Raw genomic sequence first — 21885 nt, forward strand, 5'->3', positions numbered from 1 at the left:
GAAGGCGGAGGTGAAGGGCCCCGCCCGGGGGTTCCGGTGGCGGGAGGTGGCCTCCTGCCACCGGAACCGTTTCCTGTGCGCTGTCGGTCAGGGCTTCTCGTCGGCGTGGAGGCCGCCCACCTCCTCGGCTGTCAGTGCCTTGTCGAAGGCGTGGACCTCGTCGACCGCCCCGTTCCAGAAGTCGACCTGGGAGCCGTCCCAGTGGGCCCGGCCCACGGTCAGCGGGCCGGTGCTCGGATACGCGGTGCCGCCGGTGCCGGTCGCCGCGAGCGCGCCGTCGACGTACAGCCGGATCTCGTTGTCGGCGGCGTCGCGGACGCCGACGAGGTGGTACCAGCGGCCCGTCTCCACGGCAGCGGGCACCTGGGCGCGGCGTTCGCCGGGCGTGCTGAAGGCGAAGGTGCCGTGCCCGTACTGGAGGTAGAAGGAGTTGGCCGTGGCGCGGGAGTCCTGGCTGACGGCGGTGGCGTAGTTGCCGGGGAGCTGGTCGAGCCGGACCCAGGCCGCCACGGAGTAGCTGCCGGCGGTGTCGAGCACCGGTCCGGCGGTCGCCGCGTACTGCTTCTGGCCGTCGAACTTCAGCGCGCTGCCGCTGACACCGGGGGTCCAGGAGGCACCCTCGCGCAGGGTGAGGGGTCGGTCGGCGGGGCCCTGGTCCTGGGCGGTGGTGCCGGCGTTCTCATCCAGGCTCCAGTGCCCGCCGCCCGTCAGCGGCTTCTGCGAGCCCGCGGCGGCTCCGGCGGCGATCACCTTGCGGTTGATGTCCCGCACCTGGGCCGGGTCCACCTTGATCTCGCGACGGTCGTAGGTGTAGAGGCCGTTGAGTTCGTTCTCCAGGTCGGTGATCTGGGTGTACACCGATCCGGACAGCTCCGCGCCGGCCTGCGCGAGATAGAACCGCTCGGTGTTCTCGACGTACTTGCGGGTCAGCTCCTCCTTGGTGGTGACACCGCTGTAGATCACGGTCGGGGCGCCGGGCCACATGTGTCCCGGGGTGCGCAGGGTGAAGCCGCCGTGCTCGCCGTCCATGGCGGCCCGGGTCCCGTCGGGGAAGGCGGGATCGGTGTTGTTGTAGTCGTGGTGGTCGATGATGTCGCCCTTGCCCGAATCACCCTTGGAGTTACAGCAGTTGACCCCGCTGTGGGCGTTCACGACACGGGACGGGTCGGCGGCCTTCACGGGCTCCGCGATGCGGCCGGTCTCCTCGCGACTCCACTCGCCCCAGCCCTCGTTGAAGACGATCCAGCCGATGACGGACGGTGCGTCGTGGTGCTGCCGCATCATCTCCCGGCCCTGGTCCACGAAGGCCTTCCGACCCGTCTCGTCGGTGATGTTGCCGGAGACGAAGTCCTGCCAGACCAGCAGCCCGAGCCTGTCGGCGTGGTAGAACCAGCGGTCCGGCTCCACCTTGATGTGTTTGCGGACGGCGTTGAAGCCGAGCTTCTTGTGCGCCTTGAGGTCGAAGGCGAGGGCCTCGTCGCTGGGCGCGGTGTACAGACCGTCCGGCCAGAAGCCCTGGTCCAGGGTGGCCAGGGAGAAGACCGGCTTGCCGTTGAGAACGAGCTTGTTGAAGCCGCCGACCTTCTCGATGCCGACCTCGCGCATGCCGAAGTAGCTGTCGACCGTGTCGGTGGACCTGCCGTCGGTGAGCTTGACGTCGAGGTCGTAGAGGTAGGGGTCGTCCGGGCTCCACAGATGCTGCTCGGCCACGGGCAGGGTGAGTTGCTCGTTCGCCGGTCCGCTGACCCGGCCGACGACCGTGCCGCGGGCGTCGCGGGCCACGGCCTCCACGCGGGCGGCGGGGGAGGCGCCGTCGGCGTCGACCGTCACGGCGAGGGTGCCCGTGTCGATGTCGGGGGTGGTGACGATGTCGTCGATGGACGCGGGCGCGACGGGCTCCATCCAGACGGTCTGCCAGATGCCGGACGTCTGGGTGTAGAAGATGCCGCTGGGGTGCGTGGACTGCTTGCCCATGGGCTGGTTCGCGCCGCCCGTGTCGGTGACGGCGACGACGATCTCCTGGGGGCCGGTGCCCTTCAGCGCGTCGGTGATGTCGGCGCTGAAGGCCGTGTAGCCGCCGGTGTGTTCGGCGACCTCGGAGCCGTTGACGTACACGCGGGCGCGGTAGTCCACGGCGCCGAAGTGGAGCTTGAGCCGGTTGGCGCGGCTGTCGGTGCCCACCTTCCAGTCCCTGGGGACGTCGACGAGCCTGCGGTAGAACATGTGGTCCTCGTGCCGCTCCAGGCCCGACAGCTGGGACTCGACGGGGAACGGCACGATGATCTTCTCGTCGAGGCTCTTGCCGAAGACCGGCTCCTCGCCCTCCTCGGCGGCGCTGAACTGCCAGGGCCCGTTGAGGTTCTTCCACGCGGACCGCACCTGCTGCGGGCGCGGGTACTCGGGCAGCGGATGCTGCTTGTCGAGTTTGTCGCCCCACGGTGTGGTGAGCCGGTGGGCGGAGGCGTTCTCGGCGTAGCGGATGACCTTCGGCACGCTCTCGCCGCCGACCGTCAGGCCGCCCTGGCCGTCGTAGGAGACCCGGACCAGCTGGTTCTTCTGGATCGGCTTGGTGAGCGTGACCAGCAGGGAGGTGTCGTCGCCCGGGTAGGGCGCGACCGACCCGATGGGCATGGCGGTGGTGTCCGCCTCGATCTCGAGGTGATCCCCGATCGCCTGGAGCCCGCCCACGCGGCCGTCGAAGCGCAGGCGCAGCCGCTTGCCGTCAGCGGCGACGGAGGGCTCCACCGGGTAGACCTCGAAGCCGGCCGGCGGGGTGAACGCCGACATCGGCACGATCTGTCTGGGCAGGGTCGGTGTCGACCAGCGCAGATACATGTTGGCTCCGCCGGTGTCCTGGAACATCTCCAGGCGGAAGTCGTGCGGTTCACCGGCGGTCAGCCGTACGGGGGCGCTGGTCTGTTCGCGGTCCCAGTCGCCCACCCAGTGGTCGATGACGGGCTCGTCGTCGATGTAGAGGCGGAAGCCGTTGTCGCCGATGGCGTGGAAGGTGTAGTCGCCGGTGGCGGGCGCTGTTATGTGTCCCGTCCAGCGTGCGGTGGTGTGTTCGGTCTGCCCGGTCAACTCCTCGAAGGTACTGGTGAGTCCGGAGAAGTTGATCTGGGGGTCGAGGAGGGCGCCGCCCAGTTCGGCGAAGTCGCGGGCGCCGGGCGCCGACATGCTGAAGTACTCGCCCTTCAGGCCGTGCGTCTGGACGGCGGTCCGTTCGGCCGGGGGTGCCGACACACTGCTCGGCTGCTCCGCGGCCGTCGCGGTGGGCAGCAGGCCCACCGGCGTCAGGGTCAGGGCGGCCGCCGCGAGCAGCGCCCACCATCTGGCTCGGGTACGGGTGCGGTGTGGTGTCATCGAACCTTTCCTCGTGCAGAGGCCGTGACCGGTCGGGGGCGCCGGAGCGGGCCTTTTCAACGTTGGAAATGGGTGACAGCGGTATGACAGCACGGCCTCTCACAGCTGTCCAGACCTCTCGCACCCCTGGGTTGACTTACCGTCACAAGCCCCGGCGCCGGATCGTCACCCCCTGGCCCGGCCGATGTCGTCGGCGCGGGAGACGAAGCGGGCGGTGCGGTCCGTCACCCGGTGGAGGAAGGCGCCGGCGTCGTCGTGCACTTGGAAGAACTCGTTGCCGGCGTCGTAGCGTCCGGTACCTCACGCCGGTCGCGCCGTCGGCGCCGAAGACGGGACGGCCGGTGGCCGCGTGGGCACTTGCCGCCGAAGTGATCCGGTCGCGTGGTGAGCCCCCGGCGAACGCGACCGCCTCGGAACGGATTTGCGGCACAAACTCCTCGGCCACCGTGTACGGCTCGTCCTCTGCCGCGGTCCCCCAGGCACTGGCCCCGCCCGCGCCGCCACTTGCTCCGCGCCGGACCGGTCGTCGTACGCCCGCCAGGGTCCTCGTCCGCCCCACGGGTGCATCCGGAACGTCGCCCGATCACCAACTCGACCGGTCCGGGACGGACTTGGCACATCGACACCGCTTGGCCACGACGGTGTGGCGGAGACCGAGTGGTCCGGCTCAGCGTCGCTCGCCGACCTCCTTCACCGACGTCGGCCCCAACTGCCTGGCGCTCGCGTACTCCGGCATCGTCATGGGCTTGTCGAACAGGAAGAAGGACTGGTTCGTGCCGACGGTGAACTCCATGTACGCACCCGTCGTGGCGTCGAAGCCGTAGTAGGCGTTGCACGTGGAGCCCGAGGAGTACGTGCCGTCCATGCCGGGCTGCGGGAGGACCGCGATGCCGTCGGAGGAGGACTCCACGCGCTCGGTGGGGGTGAGCATCTTGCAGCGGGGCACCGGGAGGCCCTTCATGATGAAGTACCCGTACTCGCCTTTGGCGTTCTGAATGTAGACGTACGAGAGTTTGCCCCGTTTGCCCCACGTCTTGATCCACTGGTTGATCGCTTCGCGGGTGGGGGAGTACTCCATGCGGCCCGCCGGCTGCTGGGCCACCAGGTGGTCGTAGTTCTCCTGCTTGGCCTTGTTCTCCTTGTCCTGGCTGGAGTCGCCGGTACAGGAGGTGAGGGCGAGGCCCACGGCGAGCGCTGCGACGCCGAGCAGGACCGTGTGCACGAGCTTCTTCATCCCTTGCCGTCCTCTTCCCGGAGTGGTGGGATCAATGGGCGCATGTCGTACGCTCCGCGTCGGCGTCCAGCCGGTACGGCAGGTCCTGGTCGCGGAAGGGCGCGCGGTGCTCCTGAGCGGCCTTGGCGTTGTAGTCGTTGACGGACTCGATCCGAGTGGCCTTGAGCGCGGTGATCGACTGATCGATCTGCGTCGCCCGTGCCTCCGAGGCGGTCTCCCGCTCCTCGAGGAGCGCCTGCATCGTTCCTTCGGCGTTCTGTACGGCCGCGCACAGATCGAAGAACGTCTCGTAGGTGGTCCGGCGGAACTCCCCGGACGCCACCGTGTTCTCGCGCTCGTCCACCTCCCCCCGGAAGGGCGCGGTGATCCACGCCGCGCCGCCGAAGGCGAACGCCCCGATCACGTACAGCACGGCGAGGCCGATGACCCCGCTGACGGCCCATGCGCCGACATGAGCCCCCTCGCGTAACTGCCCCATGGCTCCCCCTTCACCGGTGGCCCCGTGGCGTGGAACCACCACTTTTGAAGGAGGACACGGCGGCCGGGGGATCGGTTCCGGGGGCGGCTTCTCCGTCGCGGGCGCCAGGCACTGGCCAGCCCTGTGCGGTCGGTGCCCGGGGAAAACCCTTCGAGGACACCACGCCTGACCTGCCACCCTGGTGCGATGCTGCTCAAGCTGACCGGTTCCAGCTGTTCGGGCAAGACCACGCTCGCTTACTCCGTCGGTGAGCGGCTGGGGCGGCTTGCCGTGCACGACTTCGACGAATGCGGCGTACCCACGGGCGCCGATCGCCGGTGGCGCCACCGCATGACCGAGATGTGGGTGCGCCGTGCGCTGGAGTACCAGGATCGCGGAGTCGACCTCCTGCTGACCGGGCAGTCCCCGCTGGGAGAGGTCCTGGCCACCCCCTCCGCTCCCTTGCTGGACGGAATCGCGGTGTGCCTGGTCGACGTGTCCGACGAACTCCGGTGCAGCAGGCTCACCATGCGCGACGCGGGCCGGTGGGACACTTCGGCGGTTGGCGCCTTCCTCCGCTGGGCCGCCTGGCACCGCGAGCATGCCAGGGATCCCCGGCACCGACCCGAGGTCATCATCGACGACAGCTGGTCCCGTATGGCCTGGCACCGTTGGACCGGGTGGAAGGCCGATGACTGGCGATGGCGCACCCACTTGCTTGACACCACAGACCAGCCCGTCGCGGAATCCGTGGATCAGGTTGAGCAATGGGCGACCGAACAGCGCGACGCGCTCCGATCCGGCCGTCTCCCCCTGTCGCGGGGCTGGGCAGGACCGACAGGTGCCCATACCGACCACGAGTCGTGATCGACTTTCACAACAGGCCGTAACCGCAAGGCCGTTGTCAGTCCCGGTACCCGGCCCTACGCCCTACGTCGCGCTCCGGGCCCCGGCTTCGCGGAGACCTCGCGGGGCGACAGCGCGGCATGCTCCTCGGCGCACTCGACGACGACGCGGACCGGGGCCCCGCAGTCGGCGTGGCGCAGGTCGAGGACGGGTCCCTGAGGATCCGGGGCGTAGGTCTCGCCCCACTGGCGCAGCGCGACGAGGACGGGCCACAGGTCCCAGCCCTTGCGGGTCAGCCGGTACGCGTTGCGGGAGCGGCTGCCCGGCTCGCGGTAGGGGACGGTCGTCAGGATGCCGGCCGCGGTCAGCTTGCGCAGCCGGTCGCTCAGGACCGCCTCGGACAGGCCGATATGGCGCCGGAAGTCGTCGAACCGGCGGACGCCGTTGGCGGCGTCCCGCAGGATCAGCAGCGTCCACTTCTCGCCGACCAGGTCGAGGGTGCACTGGACGGGACAATTCTCGGTACTGACGTCAAGCCACTCCATGCCCCCATGCTAGCGCTGGCTTCACCTTTGACAGCCAGGTGAGCACCCCGCTAGCTTCATCGAACGAAGTCAGCGGAGAGGATGCCGGGGCATGGGACGCACACGCACGTACGAGTGGGAGGACCCCTCGATCACCGCCGCCGCGGTGGGGCACGCCTCCGGGCTGGACCTGCTGCGGGAGATGCTCGCGGGCCGACTGCCCGCGCCGCCCATCGCGGGGACCCTCGACTTCACCCTCGACGAGGTGGACGAGGGCCGGGCGGTGTTCTCGATGACACCGGGCGAGGAGCACTACAACCCGATCGGCAGCGTGCACGGCGGTGTCTACGCCACCCTGCTCGACTCGGCGGCGGGCTGCGCCGTGCAGTCCACGCTGCCGCCGGGCATGGGCTACACCTCGCTCGATCTGACCGTGAAGTTCCTGAAGCGGATCACGGTGGACACGGGGCGGGTCCGGGCCATCGGCGCGATCGTCAGCCGAGGCCGGCAGACCGCGCTCGCGGAGGCCAGGCTCATCGACACCAAGGACCGCCTGCTGGCCCACGCCACGAGCAGCTGCATGCTCTTCCCGGTGCCTCCCCCGGCGGCCTGAGGCCACTGTCGCGCCCGGGGGCGGCGCCGACGGCGTCGACACTGCGGAGGGTTCGCGATGAGTGAGCCGCTCAGGCCTGCCGACCCGTCCCGGATCGCCGGGTTCCGGCTGCTGCGGCGGCTCGGCGCGGGCGGTATGGCGTGGTCCATCCGGGACGCGCCGACGACGGCACGCTCGCGGCGGTCTACGTGATCCGGGGCGAGAGCGCGGGCGACCCCGCGTTCCGGGCCCGGTTCGCGCGCGAGACGCAGCCGGCACGGCGGGTGGCCAACCGCTGGGTGGTGCCGGTGCTCGGCGCGGACGGGGAGGCGGCCGAGCCATGGCTGGCGACCGCGTTCCTCCCGGTTCCCTCGCTGGTCGGGGCGGTCGCCGAGCACGGCCCGCTGCCCTCCGCGACGGTGCGCTCGCTCGGCAGGCTGCTGGCCGAGGCGCTGACGGAGTCGCGGAAACCGGGATGCCGCGCGAGGCGGTGCTCCGGTAGCGTGCGGGACATGTCGAGTCCTGAGTCAGACGAGTCGGGGGCTTTCGGTCACGCCGTCAGCCCCCTGAACCACTGAACTCCTGACCGCCCCACCGCCGTTGCGCGGCGGACGAGTGTGCTCCGGGGGCCGACCGCGGTGACGAGACGACCCTCTCCTCTCCTCACCTCGGAGCCACTCGATGCCTCTCCCGCTGTATCTGCTCGCCCTGGCCGTCTTCGCCATGGGGACCTCGGAGTTCATGCTCGCCGGTCTCGTACCGGACATCGCCGCGGATCTCGACGTCACCGTCGCAGCGGCGGGCACGCTCACCTCCGCCTACGCGATCGGCATGATCGTCGGCGCCCCCCTCGTGGCCGCGTCCGCCCGCAACTGGCCCAGGCGCTCAAGCCTTCTCGGGTTCGTCCTTGCCTTCGCGGCGGCGCACGCCGTGGGTGCCTGCACCACCAGCTTTGCGGTCCTGTTCACCGCCCGGGCCGTCGCCGCGATCGCCAACGCGGGGTTCCTCGCCGTCGCCCTGACGGCTGCCGCCTCACTGGTCCCACCGGACAGGAAGGGGCGCGCGCTGGCTGTGCTGCTGTCCGGCACGACGGTGGCCACGATCGCCGGGGTCCCCGGCGGGTCGGTCCTCGGCACACTGCTCGACTGGCGGGCCACCTTCTGGGCGGTTGCCGTGCTGTGCCTGCCCGCGGCGCTCGGCGTGTACCGGGGAATCCCGGCGGGGCGACCGGAGGAAGCGTGCACGGACGCGCCGGCCTTGCGAGCCGAACTCGCCCAACTCACCAGCCCGCGGCTGCCCTTGGCGATGCTGCTCGGCGCACTGGTGAACGCGGCCACGTTCGCGAGCTTCACCTTCCTCGCACCCGTGGTGACCGACACCGCCGGGCTGAGCGAGCTGTGGATCTCCGTCGTACTGGTCCTGTTCGGTGCCGGTTCCTTCGTCGGGGTCTTTGTCGCCGGCCGCCTCTCCGACCGGCGTCCCGGCCTGGTGATCACCGCCGGCGGCCCGCTGCTGCTCATCGGCTGGCCCGCCCTGGCCCTGCTGGCCCACGAACCGGTGGCCCTGTGCACCCTCGTCCTCGTCCAGGGCGCGCTCTCCTTCGCCCTGGGCAGCACGCTGATCACGCGGGTCCTCTACGAGGCCGCAGCGGCCCCCACCATGGCAGGCGCGTACGCGACGGCAGCGCTCAACGTCGGCGCCGCCGCGGGCCCTCTCATCGCCGCGGCCACCCTGGGCACCACGGCGGGGAACCTCGGGCCGCTGTGGGTGAGTGGCGTCCTCGTCGCGGTCACCCTGTTCATCGCGTTGCCCTTGCGCGGCATGGTTACGCCGGACCGAAGCGCTGACCTGGTCCGGTGACGTCCGCCCTCCACACCGCAGCGGCGGACGCTGTGCCGGAGGGGAGGTGGTGCGCAGGCTGGTGCGGTCGGCACGGACGTGGCAATCAGCCCGCCGAGCGTCGGCCCAGGACGTGGGCGACCAGGAGGCCGGCCAGCAGCCCCCATGCCAGTGCGCTGCGGCCCATATGGGTCCAGCCCAGTCCGCCCACGACCACAGCGGTCAGCGAGCCGCCGGCCCAGGCCGCCTTGTCCGAGACCCAGGCCCACTCCCGTCGCGCGCTGCCGGGTTGCCGTATCTCCAGCACCGCGGCTCGGACGACCAGGGCGGCGACGATGATCGCCACGGTCGTCACCGAAGCCGAAGGATCCACAAGCCGCCTCTTCCCGCTTCAGCGTTCCGTGGATGAACTGTATTGGTAGATGTCGGGGATGCCGTCGTGGTTGTCGTCGCGGGTCTCCTCCTCGTACAGCCGGCGGTAGATCCGGTTGCGCCGCTTGACCAGGATCGCGGCGAGCGCCGCGGCGGTCAGCGAGCCGACGAGGACGGCGGCCTTGGCGGCTTCCGCGGTCGCCGGGTCGGTGAAGGCGAGGTCGCCGATCAGGAGGGCGACGGTGAAGCCGATCCCGGCCAGCGCCGACAGCGCGAAGACATCGGCCCAGGCCAGGTCCGGGTTGAGCCGGGCGCGGGTGAAGCGTGCGGCGAGGTAGGTACCGACGAAGATGCCGACGGTCTTGCCGACGACGAGCCCCAGGACGACGCCGAGCGGTTCCGGCTCGGTGAACACCTCACCCAGTGAGGCCACGGAGACGCTGACACCGGCGGCGAAGAGCGCGAAGAGGGGGACGGCCACCCCCGCCGACACAGGGTGCAGCAGGTGGGAGGTGCGTTCGCCGGGGGAGAGGTCCTCGTCCTTGTCGCGGGTGGTACGCAGGATGAGGCCCATGGCCACGCCGGCGACGGTGGCGTGGATGCCGCCGTTGTACATCAGCGCCCAGATCGCGATCCCGAGCGGGGCGTACCACCACCATCCGCGGACGCGGAAGCGCTGGAGCAGATAGAAGACGAGGAGGCCCGCGAACGCTCCGCCCAGAGCCAGGAAGTTGAGATCGCTGGTGAAGAAGACGGCGATGACGAGGATGCCGCCGAGATCGTCGACGACGGCCAGGGTCAGCAGGAAGGCGCGGAGCGCGGCCGGCAGGTGGGTGCTGAGCACCGCGAGCACGGCCAGGGCGAAGGCGATGTCGGTGGCCATGGGCACCGCCCAGCCGTCCGCACTGCCGCCTCCCGCCGAGGCGGTGGCGGCGTACACCGCGGCGGGGACGATCATGCCGGAGACGGCGGCGATGACCGGCAGGGCGGCGGTGGCCGGGGTGCGGAGCTCGCCGACGACCAGTTCCCGTTTGAGTTCTATCCCGGCGATGAGGAAGAAGAGGGTGAGCAGACCGTCCGCGGTCCAGTGCCCGACCGAGAGGTCCAGGCCGAGGGCCGGTATCCCGAAGTGGACATCGTCGCGGAGGTATTCGTAGGCGTCGGACCAGGGGCTGTTCGCCCACACCAGCGCCACCACGGCCGACACCAGCAGCACCAGCCCGCCGACGGTCTCCGTCCTCAGGGCCCGGGTGATGGCCATGCTCTCGGGCAGCGGCAGTAGACCGAGGAAGGGGGAACGCTCGCGCGGCGTGGCAGCCATGAAGAAGCCTCCGGGGATCGGTATGAGGGCATACGAGCCCCTGACGCCGACCAGACTTCCCGGCACACCGCGCGTCGGCGGGATGCCCTCGAGAAGGGTTGTCGCTGACGCGTTCCTTACACCCTAACCGGCGACCTCCTGTGCCGCTAGAGGCCATTTCACCTGCGGAAATGCCCCGCTGGGCACGACGAGCGGGCCCGTCCACACCAAGGCGCCAGGTGTGTACGGGCCCGCTCGGGAGCCGGGCCGCGGGGGCGGTCAGACGGTGGTCTTCGCCGACTCCTGGTCTTCCTCGTCATCGCCCGCACCGGCATTGCGGGCACGGACGAACTCCAGGAAGGAGTTGAGCTCGCGCTTGACGACCGGGGCGAGCAGGTACAGGCCGATGATGTTGATGACGGCGAGCATGAAGAGCACCGCGTCGGCCAGGTCGATCAGCGTCTGCAGGGTGAGCAGCGAGCCCGCCACCGCGAAGAGGGTGTAGAGCGACTTGTACGTCACCTCGCTGGCCTTGCTGCGACCGAAGAGGTACGTCCACGCCTTGAGGCCGTAGTAGCCCCAGGTGAGCACCGTGGAGATGGCGAACAGCAGGACGGCCACGGTCAGGACGTACGGGAACCAGGGCAGCACGGTCTCGAAGGCGTCGGAGGTGATGGTGACGCCGCCGATGCCTTCCTCGCCGCCGCGGTAGCTGGCCGGGTTCGCGATGATGATGGTCAGCGCGGTCATGGTGCAGATGATGACCGTGTCGATGAACGGCTCGAGCAGGGCGACCAGGCCCTCGCTGGCGGGGTGCTTGGTCTTCACCGCGGCGTGGGCGATCGGGGCGGAGCCGAGACCTGCCTCGTTGGAGAACGCGGCGCGCTTGAAGCCGACGATCAGGGCGCCGATGATGCCGCCCGCGACGCCTTCGGGGTTGAACGCGCCCTCGATGATGGCGGAGATGGCGGAGGGCAGCTCGGTCACGTGGACGACGATGACGACGAGGCAGGCCGTGATGTAGATGATCGCCATGGCCGGGACCAGACGGCTGGTGACGGAGGCGATGGAGCGGATGCCGCCGAGCAGCACGATGCCGACCAGGGCGGCGACCAGGATGCCGAAGAAGAGCGCGCCGGCCGAGGAGCCGAGGGCGCCGTCCTCGCCGCCGGCGACGGAGACGAGGAGGGTGTAGCTCTGGTTGACCTGGAAGAGGTTGCCGCCGAAGAGGCCGAAGAAGAGGATCATGACGGAGGCGAGGATCGCCAGTAGCTTGCCGAGCTTGGCGCCGTTGCTGCCGAAGCGCTCCGTCAGGCCCTTGGGCAGGTAGTGCATCGGGCCGCCGGAGACGGTGCCGTCCTCGTGCACCTCGCGGTACTTCACGCCGAGGGTGACCTCGACGAACTTGGTGGCCATGCCGAGCAGGCCGCACACGATCATCCAGAAGGTGGCGCCCGGGCCGCCGATGGTGACGGCGACGGCGACACCGGCGATGTTGCCGAGTCCGACGGTGCCGGAGACGGCGGCGGTCAGCGCCTGGAAGTGGTTGACCTCACCCGCGGACCCCTTCTCGTCGTACTTGCCGCGCACGGTCTGCACGGCGAGCTTGAAGTGCTTCAGCTGTATGAAGCCGAACCAGGTGGTGAAGACGAGACCCGCGACCACGAGCCAGGCCACGATCAGGGGAAGGTCGGTGCCTCCTACGGGGACCGTGTAGAAGACGACCTCCCCGAGCCAAGTGGCTATGGGTTCGAAGAATCCGCTGACTGCCTCGTCGACGGACGTGGTGATGGAATCGAGTGACACGATGGCTACCTCGGTGGCGCGGACCGGTCCAGCAGGCTGGACCGGAAGGAAGAGCGGTCTTTGGGCGAACGCCGTTGTCCGGTCGGCGGCCGGGGTGACGTGTTCGGGGACTCGAACGTCATAGCCCTGGCCTGGGGAGTTGCGTCGTTCTATCACAGCCTTTACGGGTTCTTTAGTGATGCAGGTCACTTAGGCTGTGATTGCGAGCGAAAACACCAGCGAGCGAGGCCAGACCGTTATACGGGACGCGATGTCCGTTCATCGGACACTTATCGTCTCCGGCACCGGTCGGGGCGGGCACGGACTCTCGGTCCGTGCCCGCCCCGGGCGTGTGTCTGTGCGACCGGCTGTCAGCCGCCTACGTACCAGCTGAACCCACCGTTGTTGGCCGCGACGATCAGGAGCACGATCCAGAGGACCACGTCGACTATGCCGAGGATGATGCCGGCCTTCGCCATCCCCGCGCCGTTCTTGACCGCTGCCTGACGCCGGGCCACGGCACCGAAGATGATGGCCAAGGGGCCCAGGATGATGTTCAGGATGAACAGCCCGACGACGCCGCAGCACAGGCTCGCGATCGCCAGACCGTTGGTGCGTGAGCCAGCGGACGCGGCCGAGGAACTGCCGTAACTCGCCATTAGACACTCCCGGTTGTCGGTTGCACGGACCGATCGGGCCGCACACTCCCTACTGTTTGGCTGCTTTCCCGAATGCCCCTTCGACGCGGTGTCATGTCTGAAATCTCGTGCCTCAGCCGAAGTCAGGGAACGGCCGCGGGGCCTCCGGCATCAGCCGGAGGCCCCGCGGCTCGTGATCGTTTGCCCGCGCTAGGCGGCCTGGGTCAGTTCCGCGCGGCCGAACAACAGGGCGTATCCGGCGGGGAGTTGGTCCAGGATGCGGGTGAGCAGGTCGTGGCCGGCCAGGGCCGCGACGGCGGTGAGGACGGAGCCCGTGTCCCAGCGGGTGGTGGCCAGGCCGGCGCCGTTACGGGCGGCGAGGTCCTTCACGAAGGCCCAGCCGGTCAGCGGCTGGGTGTCGGGGATCTGGGCGGTGAGTACACGCGCGGCTTCGACGGGGAGGCAGGCGGCCAGTTCCACGCGTTCGTCACCCGTCACCTGACGTCCCAGCCCCGCGAGGACCAGGCGGACGGCCTCCTCGGCACGCTCGCGGGTGGGATAGGCGCCTTCGTAGCGGACCTTCTCCAGCATCTGCTCGTATGCCGTCCCGTAAGGCTGCTGAAGCGGTGCGCGCCGGTCGGACATCTGCGGTCGTTGCCTTTCTGTCTACGGGGTGGTGGTGCCGGTCCCTGGCCGGGGCCGGGGGTGTGGGTGTGGGTGCTGGGGTCACGTGGGCTCAGGGCGGCCGAAGAGCAGGTCGTAGCCCGCGGGGAGCTGGAGCAGGATCTGCTCGAGCAGGTCGTCGCCGGCCGCGTCGGCGACCGTGCTGAGGACGGCACCGACGTCCCAGGCGGCGGTCTGGGCGGTGGCCCCCTCGATCCAGGCCGCCGTCGCCCGTACGAACCGTTCCGGGGACAGGGGCTCGGCGCTCTGGAGGGGGTTGAGCAGGATCAGCGCGAAGTCCTCCGGCAGCCGTGCCGCCAACTGGGATCGCACCTCGCCCACCAGGTGTGCGCCCAGCAGGGCGAGGATCACCCTGGCCGCACGCTGGGCCTCCTGCCGGTTCTCGTACTCGCCGCGTTCCTTGACCCGGTCGAGGAACGCATCCATGTGCAGGGTCACGTCAGCCGCCGCCCTTCTTCGAGCCCGAGGGGTGCGGAGGACGGGTGGAGGGGGAGATCAGATACCCGTCCTCCGCGCGCTGATCGGCGTGGGTCGCCGCGTTCAGCCGGAGATCTCCTTGCGGGAGGATTCCCCGCTGATGGTGATCTTGCGGGGCTTGGCGCGCTCGGCGATCGGGATGCGAAGGGTGAGCACCCCGGCGTCGTAGTCGGCCGCGATGCGCTCGGTGTCCAGGGTGTCGGCCAGCACGATCTGGCGGGAGAAGGCACCCAGCGGTCGCTCGGAGAGTTCCACCTGCACGTCGTCGCCCTTGGCCACGGGCCGCCGCTCGGCCCGGACGGTCAGCATGTTCCGCTCGACGTCGATGTCGATCGCGTCCGGGCTGACGCCGGGGAGGTCGAAGGCCACGACGTACTCGTCACCGTCGCGGTACGCGTCCATCGGCATCGCGGACGGCCGCGACCAGGTGCCCGGCCCCATCAGCTGCTGGGCCAGCCGGTCGAGCTCACGGAAGGGGTCAGTGCGCATCAACATCGCGAAACACCTCCAGGAAGGTCAGGGGCAGTACCTGCCAATGCGCTTCACTGAAACCGTTGTAACATGTCATCCGATGGATGACAAACCCGATGTCGTCAAAAGGATGACAGTCCGGAAGGAGGTGCCCATGACCACAGCCGACCACTCGGCCGTCTCCCGCACCGACGCCCAGAGCCCGGCGTCGTTTCTCGCCGCCGCGGCGGCGCTGGAAGCCATCGACAAGGCCCTTGCCGACGCCCGGCACGAGGAGCCCGGCGCGGCCGCCGCCGAGGACGCGGACCCCGAGCAGGCCCTGGCCTCTCTCCTGCTGCTGCGGCAGGTGCGCGAGCAGCTCGCCGGATGGGAGACCGGTCTGATCGAAACCGCCCGGCAGGCAGGTGCCAGCTGGGCCGACCTGGCCCACCCCCTCGGTGTCGCGAGCCGTCAGGCAGCCGAACGCCGCTATCTGCGCAACCGGCCCGGCCCCGCCGGAACCACCGGCGAACAGCGCGTCCAGGCCACCCGCGAACGTCGCGCCGCCGACCGCACCCTCGCCGCCTGGGCTCGCCACAACGCCGCCGACCTGCGTCGCGTCGCCGGTCAGATCAGCGCCCTCACCGACCTGCCCAGGGCCGCCCGCCGTCCGCTCAGCCAACTCGACGCGGCCCTCGCCCAGGACGATCCCGCGGCTCTCCTGCGCCCCCTGAACGCCGCCCGCCCGCATCTGACGGACGCCCACCCCGACCTCGCGGCCCGAGTGGACACCCTCACCGACTCCGCCACGGCCGCGGCCGACGGCTCGCGGTAGCGCGGGGCGGGTGAGGGCTCCTGGTCGCGCGAAGGGAGCTCAGTAGGTGAGCGCGTCCTCGGCCGTGCTGAAGAGGCTGGTGACCTGGCCGTCGTTGACCGTGACGGGACCGCCGTCGATCGCCACGGGCGACGGGCTCTCGGCCGCACTGAGAGCGACCTCCACCTTGTCCGCGCTCTTGCCGCCCGCGGTGTCGGCGCGCGCGAACAGGATCCCGGCGTAGGCGCTCTCACCGGCCTTCAGCATCCGGTCCTTGACCTCCGGCCCCGCGTGCTCGGCTGATCCGTCCAGCCCCGGAATCGTGATCACCAGCTCGTTGGCCGCCAGCAGGCACGGGTCGCCGCTCGTGTTGGTCGCGGTCAGCAGCGCGTGGTTCACCGGACTGGACGCGACGGTGACCTTGTAGCCGAAGTCCTTGGTCTCGCACATGCCCACCCCTCCGTCCTGGTCGTCCTCGGCGCCGGGCTCCGAGGGCGCGGTGCTGCCGGCGGAGGCGCCGCTGTCGCCCTCACTCGGGCCGGCCGTCGAGGGGGTGTCGGCGCCCTGGCTCGTACCCGAAGGGGACGGGCTCGTCGCGGTGCTCGGGGCGGCCGCGTCCTTGTCCCCGTCGCCGTTGCAGGCGGTCAGGGTCAGGACGCCGAGGGAGAGAACGGCGAGTGCGGCGGCGGTACGGCGTGAACGAGCGGTGTGAGCCATGAGAGGTCCCCCGGGGAGTCGCGATGTTCCGGTGATCGTGCCGCATGGCGACGAGGTTGCCGCCCCCGCGAACCGACAAAGGTCCGACTGCGGACACGTTCGTGACACTGTGACAGCGGCCATGGGTGCAGCAGACCCGTGAACTCCAGGCTCACGTGACCCACATCACATCCGGTTCCTGTCAGCAATCGAGGCTCTGTCCCGCTCAACCCTCGAAGGCAAGCGATCCGACAGGAGCCACTCATGAAGCACCGCATCGTCGTCCTCGGCGCCGGTTACGCCGGGGCCTTCGTGGCCGGGAACCTGGCCCGCCGACTGTCCCCGGCGGACACCGAGATCACCGTGGTCAACGCCGAGCCGGACTTCGTCCAACGGCTGCGGATGCACCAGCTCGCGGCCGGCCACGAAGTCGAGGCCCCGAAGCTCGCCGACATCTTCGCGGGCACGGGAATCGCGCTGCGCCTGGCCCGGGTCACGTCCGTCGACCCCGAGCACCAGGTCGTCGCCGTGGCCGACGCCACCGGAGGCGGCGAACTCGGCTACGACACCTTGGTCTGTACGCTCGGCAGCCATGTCGCCGACCAAGGCGTCCCCGGCGTGACCGAGCACGCCTTCAACGTCGCCGCCCGGCCCTCGGCACTGCGCCTGCGCGAGCGTTTGGACCGCCTGGACCAGCGAGGCGAAGGCGGAAGTGTGCTGGTCGTCGGCGAGGGACTGACCGGCATCGAGACCGCCACCGAGATCGCCGAAGCCCGGCCCCGCCTGTTGGTGACGCTCATCGCGCGCGGTGCACTGGGCGCCCCGCTCTCCACCGGAGCCCGCGGCCACCTGCGCCGGGCCTGCGACCGGCTGGGCATCACCGTCCTGGAGCACACCACCGTCGAAGCCGTCGAAGCGACACGCGTGCTGTGCGCCGACGGCACCGTCCTGGCGTCCGACGCGACCGTGTGGACGGCCGGGTTCGCGGTCGACCCCATCGCCGCCGCCAGTGGTCTCGAGGTCACCGAAGGAGGCCGGATCGTCGTCGACGGCACCATGCGCTCGGTCTCGCACCCGAGCGTCTACGCCGCCGGTGACAGCGTCCACGCCATCGGCGACAACGGCCGGCCGCTGCCGATGTCCTGCGCCTCGGCCGGATACACCAGCAAGCAGGTCATCGAGGCGATCGTGGGGAACCTGACCGGCCGCAAGATCGCGCACGTCAAGCTGGCCTACGTGGGCAACCACATCAGCCTCGGGCGGCGCGACGGCATCCTGCAGATGGTCGACGCCGAAGGCCGGGCGAAACGGAAGTACATGGGCGGCCGGAAAGCCGCGCGCATCAAGTCCGCCATCCTCAACGGCTCGTTGTGGGCCACCGCGCACCCGACCTTCTGCCTGCCCAAGCGCAAGCACCGCCTGGTCGCGACGCCGGATGCGGCCGCCGCGAAGACCACCGCCCCATAAGGTGATCAGCGTGGACAGCGCCGCCACCGATCGCTTCGACACCAGTCGCTTCGAGGCCAGCCGCAACCGGCTGGCCTCCTTGGCCTACCGTCTCCTCGGCTCGGCCACCGATGCCGAGGACGCGGTGCAGGACGCGTTCCTGCACTGGCAGGCCGCCGACCGGCACCGCATCAAGGTGCCGGAAGCCTGGCTGACCAAGGTCGTCACGAACCTGTGCCTCGACCGGCTCCGCTCGGCGCAGGTCCGCCGCGAACGCACCGTCGGCGCCTGGCTTCCCGAACCGCTCCTCGACGGCGACCCGATGCTCGGACCGGCCGCCACCTTCGAGCAGCGCGAGTCGGTCTCCCTGGCCGTGCTGACGGTCATGGAGCGCCTGTCGCCCGTGGAGCGGGCCGTGTACGTCCTGCGCGAGGCGTTCTCCTACGGCCACGCCGAGATCGCCGAGATCCTCGACATCACCGAGTCCGCGAGCCAGCAGCACCTGCACCGGGCCCGGCGCCGTATCACCGCCGCGCGCCGCGGCGGCGAGGTCGACGCGGCGGCCGCCCGCCGGATCGTCGAGGAGTTCCTCGCCGCTGCCTCCTCGGGCCGCACCGAGCGGCTGGTGGCGCTGCTCACGGACGACGCCATCGCGGTCTCCGACGGCGCCGGCGGCACGGCCGCGAAGCTGCTGCGGTTCGACACTCCGCAGCGCATCGCCGCCGTCGTACGGGCCGGACTCAAGCCCACACCGGCCAAGCGGCGCCTGATCGGCGGCACGCCCGCCCTCCACTACGCGGTCGTCAACGGCGCCCCCGCCCTCCTCTTCGTGCTCGGCGACCGGGTCATCGGCTCCGCGATGTTCGACATCGCCGACGGCAAGATCGCGACCGTACGCGGGATCGCCGCCCCCGCCCGCCTCGTCCGTCTCACCAAAGCCTGGCGTCAGCGCGAACCGGATGCACCCCTCATCGCCCAGTGGTGACCGAAAGGCGCATTCACCGTAAAGGGTGAGGAAGTTGGACGCATGCGAAGGCGAACGGCAGCATGGCCCGGCGGCGGCCAACCGGACGCCACGTCTTCGGTGCTCAACGCGCCTCATTTCAGGAGTACTTGGTGTTCAACGGATTTCGCTCGTTCCTCCTGCGCGGCAATGTGGTCGACCTGGCGGTCGGCATCGTGATCGGTGCGGCGTTCACCGCCGTCGTCACCGGTTTCGTCACCGCGTTCCTCACGCCGCTGATCGGCGTGGCGACCGGAGCGGTGGGCGACTTCAGCAAGCAGACGTTCACCGTCGGCGAGACCACCTTCCCCTACGGCGCCTTCCTGAACGCCCTGATCAGCTTCCTACTGGTCGCCGCCGTCATCTACTTCGCGGTCGTGGTGCCCGTGGGCCGCCTCCAGGCGCGCTTCAACCCGGTCAAGGACCAGCCCGTGGCCAAGGCCGACTGCCCGGACTGTCTCAGCATCGTGCCCGCGGCGGCGATCCGGTGCGCCTTCTGCACCTCCGACCTGGCCGGCCGCCCCGGATTCCCCGCCCAGGCGACGGCGTCCCTGCACTGACCGGACCCCGACGAAGCGATTCCTCCAAGTTCAGGTCAGCTGCCGCTTCTCACGCGCAGGGCGAGGCCGCAGGTCTCGGAACTCGTCGCGCCGTCCTGTCCCGTCAGCTCCACGACGGCCTGGCCCTCGGCGTCCTGGCTGTAGGCGATCGTGCAGATCAGTTGGGCCAGAGCGGTGCTGTCGAGGCTGTCCAGGGCCAGCGGTACGCGAGCCGTCACCCGGTTCTGGGGGAGAGCCTCGATCTCGACGCTCCCGCCACGGGCGGCCGGGGGAAGGGCGGTTCCCAGACCGGCGGCCCGGTCCTCCTTCCGCGGCCCGCTGAGCAGCGCGGCGACGACCTTCTCCGCCGCCACCGGTCCGGCCGGTTCGCCGGAGCCTTCTCCCCCGTATCGGCCTTCGGCTCCCTCACCCACGTATTGGCCGCTGAACTCGTCCGAGGGCCCGGTCGTACGGATCACCGGGCGCAGTCCTCCGTCGGCGGAGCGGAAGAAGAGCACCATGTCGTAGTCGCGGTCGAGGAACGCCTGGAAGCTGGCGGGACCGCCCGCCTCGATGACGTCGGTCTCCTGGATGCCGCAGGCCCCGAGCAGCGGCAGGGCCATGGCGAGTACGGCTGCCGCCGCACGTCGGCGCCTGCGCGCACTCCTCATGTCCCGGTCTCCTCGGCGTGCAGCGGCAGTTCGACGGTGAAGACGGCACCGCCCCCCGGAAGGTTCCCCGCGCGGATCGTTCCGCCGTGCAGCTTCACGTTCTCCAGGGTGATCGCCAGTCCCAGGCCGCTGCCGGCCGAGCGGGTGCGGGCCGCGTCGGCCTTGTAGAAGCGGTCGAAGATGTGGGGGAGCACCTCGGGCCGGATGCCGGGGCCGCTGTCGGCGACCTCGGTGATCAGCACGGGCGGCCCCTCGGGGCGGGCCGCGGTGCGCAGGCCGACGGTGACGGGTGCGGCGCCGTGCCGCAGGGCGTTGCCGACGAGGTTGGCGATCACGAGGTCGAAGCGGCGCGGATCGAGCCGGGCCCGGATGGCGCCGGGTAGGTCGGCGCGGATCCTGTCGTCGGTCCAGTGCCTGCTCTGCAGGGTCTTGCGGATGGCCTCGGCGACGTCGACCTCGTCGGTGTTCAGTTCGGCGGCGCGTGCGTCGAAGCGGGAGATCTCCATCAGGTCCTCGACGAGCACGGCGAGCTTTCCGGTCTCCGCGCTGACCAGCCGGACCGCCCGGGCGGTGTCGGCGTCGAGGCGGTCCGCCTCCTCGTCGAGCACCTCGGTGACGGCGAGCATGCCGGCAAGGGGGGTGCGCAGTTCGTGCGAGACGTCGGAGGCGAAGCGGCGGGCGCGTTCCCCGGCCTCGCGCAGTTCCCGCACCGAGCGCTCCAGTTGGGCCGCCGACTCGTTGAAGGTGTGTGCCAGGTCCGCCAGTTCGTCGCTGCCGCGCACCCGGATCCGGGTGTCGAGTCTGCCGCTTCCCATGTTCCGGGCCGCGTGGCGCAGTTCCCGCACCGGGCGCAGCACGCTGCGGGAGGCGATCAGGCCCGGTATCAGCGCGATGGCGAGGCCCGGCAGGGCGCCGTCCCGAGCGGCCATGAGGAGGGCGTCGACGTTGATCTGCTCCTCGTTCATCGGCATGACGGCGTACAGGACGAGTCCGCTGGGCAGCAGGCTGTCCGGGCTCGTCTTGAAGACCATGGGCATGGCGATGGTCAGGTAGGGGACGCCGTCCTTGACGACCCGCTCGAAGCTGCCATGGGGGTTGGCCAGTGCGGTGCGGCGCAGTTCGGTTGTGATGACGGTGGATTCGGGATTCTCGCCGGAGGAGGCGCGCAGCGACCCGTATTCGGCGAACACCACCCAGGGGTGCGGCTTGCCCTTGCGGGCGATGTCCCGCAGGACTTCCTCCAGGCTGTCCCCTCCCCGCAGGGGCAGGGCGAAGCTCGTCTGCTGCACCTGTTCCCGGAACGACGTGACCGCCGTGTCCTGGGCGGTCTCCAGCAGCGCGTTGCGGGCCTCGCGGTAGGTCAGCGCGGCGGTGGTGCCCGCGCTGACGGCGGCGACCAGCAGGAAGGCGAGCAGCAGCCGCGTCCGCAGCCCGAACGCCCGGATGCGGCGAGGGTCCTTGATCACAGCGGCCCGAAGCGGTAGCCGAAGCCGCGCAGGGTCTGGACGTAGCGCGGGCTGCCGACCTCGTCCTCGATCTTGCCGCGCAGGCGGGCGACGCAGGCGTCGACCAGCCGGGCGTCGGCGGAGAAGCTGTGCTCCCAGACGTGTTCCAGGAGTTGCTGCCTGCTGAAGACCTGCTCGGGGGCAGCCGACAGGTAGAGCAGGAGCTTGAGCTCCGAGGGCGCGAGCGCGAGCCGCCGGCCCGCTTTGGTGACGGTCAGTCCGCCCCGGTCGATGGTGAGTTCGCCGTACACCTCGATGGCCGGGCGGCCGGGGCTGTCGTCCAGGCGGCGCAGCACGGCACGGATGCGGGCCTCGATCACCTCGGGCCGGGCGGGCTTGACGATGTAGTCGTCGGCACCGGCTTCCAGGCCGATGACCACGTCGAAGTCGTCGCCGCGCGCGGTCAGCATGATGATCGGCAGTTGGCTGTGCTCGCGGACCTGCCGGCAGACCTGCACGCCGTTCATCCCGGGCAGCATCAGGTCCAGCAGCAGCAGGTCCGGGCGGAATTCGGCCAGCGCGACGAGACCGGACTCACCGGTCGCGGCCGCCCGTACCTCGTGGCCGCGGCGGCGCAGACCGATCTCGACCCCCTCGCGCACGGAAGGGTCGTCCTCGATGAGGAGCACGCGGGACATGAGTGGTTCTCC

The 21885-nt window shown here is 70.4% G+C and carries 23 protein-coding genes; 8 read left to right on the plus strand and 15 right to left on the minus strand.

Translation table 11 applies throughout. From position 1 onward, the window contains the following. Positions 1-87: 87 nt before the first annotated feature. The 3 genes from ACFYW5_RS14405 to ACFYW5_RS14415 form a co-directional block, all read right to left on the minus strand. A complete protein-coding gene (locus ACFYW5_RS14405) occupies positions 88-3363 on the minus strand; it encodes a LamG-like jellyroll fold domain-containing protein (protein ID WP_389417281.1) in 3276 nt (1091 codons plus the stop codon). Between the two features lie 667 nt (positions 3364-4030). Beyond that, positions 4031-4597 (minus strand): hypothetical protein, encoded by a 567-nt coding sequence (locus ACFYW5_RS14410; RefSeq protein WP_389417282.1) that lies wholly within the window; start codon positions 4595-4597, stop codon positions 4031-4033. A 31-nt stretch (positions 4598-4628) separates the two neighbouring features. After that, the gene (locus ACFYW5_RS14415; RefSeq protein WP_389417283.1) at positions 4629-5075 is read right to left on the minus strand and encodes a hypothetical protein; all 447 of its coding nucleotides are present in this window, start codon (positions 5073-5075) and stop codon (positions 4629-4631) included. Positions 5076-5261: 186 nt separating this feature from the next. Between ACFYW5_RS14415 and ACFYW5_RS14420 the strand changes: the two genes are divergently transcribed. Next, positions 5262-5921 (plus strand): hypothetical protein, encoded by a 660-nt coding sequence (locus ACFYW5_RS14420; protein WP_389417284.1) that lies wholly within the window; start codon positions 5262-5264, stop codon positions 5919-5921. Positions 5922-5977: 56 nt separating this feature from the next. On the opposite strand, the gene ACFYW5_RS14425 is transcribed toward ACFYW5_RS14420, so the two are convergent. After that, positions 5978-6445 (minus strand): winged helix-turn-helix transcriptional regulator, encoded by a 468-nt coding sequence (locus ACFYW5_RS14425; protein WP_389417285.1) that lies wholly within the window; start codon positions 6443-6445, stop codon positions 5978-5980. 91 nt (positions 6446-6536) lie between these two features. Between ACFYW5_RS14425 and ACFYW5_RS14430 the strand changes: the two genes are divergently transcribed. From ACFYW5_RS14430 to ACFYW5_RS14440, 3 genes are all read left to right on the plus strand, one after another. After that, a complete protein-coding gene (locus ACFYW5_RS14430; protein WP_389417286.1) occupies positions 6537-7037 on the plus strand; it encodes a PaaI family thioesterase in 501 nt (166 codons plus the stop codon). Positions 7038-7177: 140 nt separating this feature from the next. Beyond that, positions 7178-7594, plus strand: coding sequence for a hypothetical protein (locus tag ACFYW5_RS14435; protein WP_389417287.1), 417 nt, complete (start codon positions 7178-7180; stop codon positions 7592-7594). 103 nt (positions 7595-7697) lie between these two features. Continuing rightward, positions 7698-8876 (plus strand): Cmx/CmrA family chloramphenicol efflux MFS transporter, encoded by a 1179-nt coding sequence (locus tag ACFYW5_RS14440; protein ID WP_389417288.1) that lies wholly within the window; start codon positions 7698-7700, stop codon positions 8874-8876. A gap of 85 nt (positions 8877-8961) precedes the next feature. On the opposite strand, the gene ACFYW5_RS14445 is transcribed toward ACFYW5_RS14440, so the two are convergent. The 7 genes from ACFYW5_RS14445 to ACFYW5_RS14475 form a co-directional block, all read right to left on the minus strand. After that, complete coding sequence (locus ACFYW5_RS14445) at positions 8962-9201, minus strand: hypothetical protein (RefSeq protein WP_389417289.1); 240 nt, start codon at positions 9199-9201, stop codon at positions 8962-8964. A gap of 45 nt (positions 9202-9246) precedes the next feature. Further along, positions 9247-10548 (minus strand): Na+/H+ antiporter NhaA, encoded by a 1302-nt coding sequence (gene nhaA / locus ACFYW5_RS14450; RefSeq protein ID WP_389417290.1) that lies wholly within the window; start codon positions 10546-10548, stop codon positions 9247-9249. Between the two features lie 258 nt (positions 10549-10806). Then, positions 10807-12333 (minus strand): alanine/glycine:cation symporter family protein, encoded by a 1527-nt coding sequence (locus tag ACFYW5_RS14455; protein ID WP_389417291.1) that lies wholly within the window; start codon positions 12331-12333, stop codon positions 10807-10809. Between the two features lie 350 nt (positions 12334-12683). Beyond that, positions 12684-12971 (minus strand): DUF4190 domain-containing protein, encoded by a 288-nt coding sequence (locus ACFYW5_RS14460; protein WP_389417292.1) that lies wholly within the window; start codon positions 12969-12971, stop codon positions 12684-12686. 189 nt (positions 12972-13160) lie between these two features. Beyond that, positions 13161-13595: a DUF2267 domain-containing protein gene (locus tag ACFYW5_RS14465; protein ID WP_389417293.1), complete on the minus strand. Its 435-nt coding sequence runs from the start codon at positions 13593-13595 to the stop codon at positions 13161-13163. Between the two features lie 81 nt (positions 13596-13676). Then, a complete protein-coding gene (locus ACFYW5_RS14470; protein WP_389417294.1) occupies positions 13677-14072 on the minus strand; it encodes a DUF2267 domain-containing protein in 396 nt (131 codons plus the stop codon). A gap of 102 nt (positions 14073-14174) precedes the next feature. After that, the gene (locus ACFYW5_RS14475) at positions 14175-14606 is read right to left on the minus strand and encodes an Hsp20/alpha crystallin family protein (RefSeq protein WP_389417295.1); all 432 of its coding nucleotides are present in this window, start codon (positions 14604-14606) and stop codon (positions 14175-14177) included. A gap of 130 nt (positions 14607-14736) precedes the next feature. Here ACFYW5_RS14475 and ACFYW5_RS14480 point away from each other — a divergent pair, with 130 nt between their 5' ends. Beyond that, positions 14737-15396, plus strand: a complete 660-nt coding sequence (locus ACFYW5_RS14480) for a type III effector protein (protein ID WP_389417296.1) — start codon at positions 14737-14739, stop codon at positions 15394-15396. Positions 15397-15435: 39 nt separating this feature from the next. Here ACFYW5_RS14480 and ACFYW5_RS14485 read toward each other — a convergent pair whose 3' ends face one another. After that, positions 15436-16092, minus strand: a complete 657-nt coding sequence (locus tag ACFYW5_RS14485) for a DUF4232 domain-containing protein (protein WP_389417297.1) — start codon at positions 16090-16092, stop codon at positions 15436-15438. A 243-nt stretch (positions 16093-16335) separates the two neighbouring features. On the opposite strand from ACFYW5_RS14485, the gene ACFYW5_RS14490 reads away from it, so the two are divergent. The 3 genes from ACFYW5_RS14490 (at position 16336) to mscL (ending at position 19080) form a co-directional block, all read left to right on the plus strand. Next, the gene (locus ACFYW5_RS14490) at positions 16336-17538 is read left to right on the plus strand and encodes an NAD(P)/FAD-dependent oxidoreductase (protein ID WP_389417298.1); all 1203 of its coding nucleotides are present in this window, start codon (positions 16336-16338) and stop codon (positions 17536-17538) included. A gap of 10 nt (positions 17539-17548) precedes the next feature. Next, the gene (locus tag ACFYW5_RS14495) at positions 17549-18502 is read left to right on the plus strand and encodes a sigma-70 family RNA polymerase sigma factor (protein WP_389417299.1); all 954 of its coding nucleotides are present in this window, start codon (positions 17549-17551) and stop codon (positions 18500-18502) included. Between the two features lie 131 nt (positions 18503-18633). Further along, entirely contained in the window at positions 18634-19080 is a 447-nt protein-coding gene (gene mscL, locus ACFYW5_RS14500; RefSeq protein WP_389417300.1) for a large conductance mechanosensitive channel protein MscL, read from the plus strand. A gap of 35 nt (positions 19081-19115) precedes the next feature. Here the strand turns inward: mscL and ACFYW5_RS14505 are convergent, their stop codons facing one another. Genes ACFYW5_RS14505 through ACFYW5_RS14515 form a run of 3 tightly spaced genes read right to left on the minus strand, consistent with a single transcriptional unit; the run spans position 19116 to position 21873 of the window. Next, the gene (locus ACFYW5_RS14505) at positions 19116-19730 is read right to left on the minus strand and encodes a hypothetical protein (protein WP_389417301.1); all 615 of its coding nucleotides are present in this window, start codon (positions 19728-19730) and stop codon (positions 19116-19118) included. After that, the gene (locus ACFYW5_RS14510; protein WP_389417302.1) at positions 19727-21196 is read right to left on the minus strand and encodes an ATP-binding protein; all 1470 of its coding nucleotides are present in this window, start codon (positions 21194-21196) and stop codon (positions 19727-19729) included. The genes ACFYW5_RS14505 and ACFYW5_RS14510 overlap by 4 nt, the downstream gene beginning before the upstream one ends. After that, a complete protein-coding gene (locus ACFYW5_RS14515) occupies positions 21193-21873 on the minus strand; it encodes a response regulator (protein ID WP_389417303.1) in 681 nt (226 codons plus the stop codon). Before ACFYW5_RS14515 ends, ACFYW5_RS14510 begins: the two co-directional genes overlap by 4 nt. Positions 21874-21885: the final 12 nt, after the last annotated feature.

The sequence above is a fragment of the Streptomyces sp. NPDC002779 genome (assembly GCF_042888685.1).
In the GTDB taxonomy this organism is placed as follows: Bacteria; Actinomycetota; Actinomycetes; order Streptomycetales; family Streptomycetaceae; genus Streptomyces.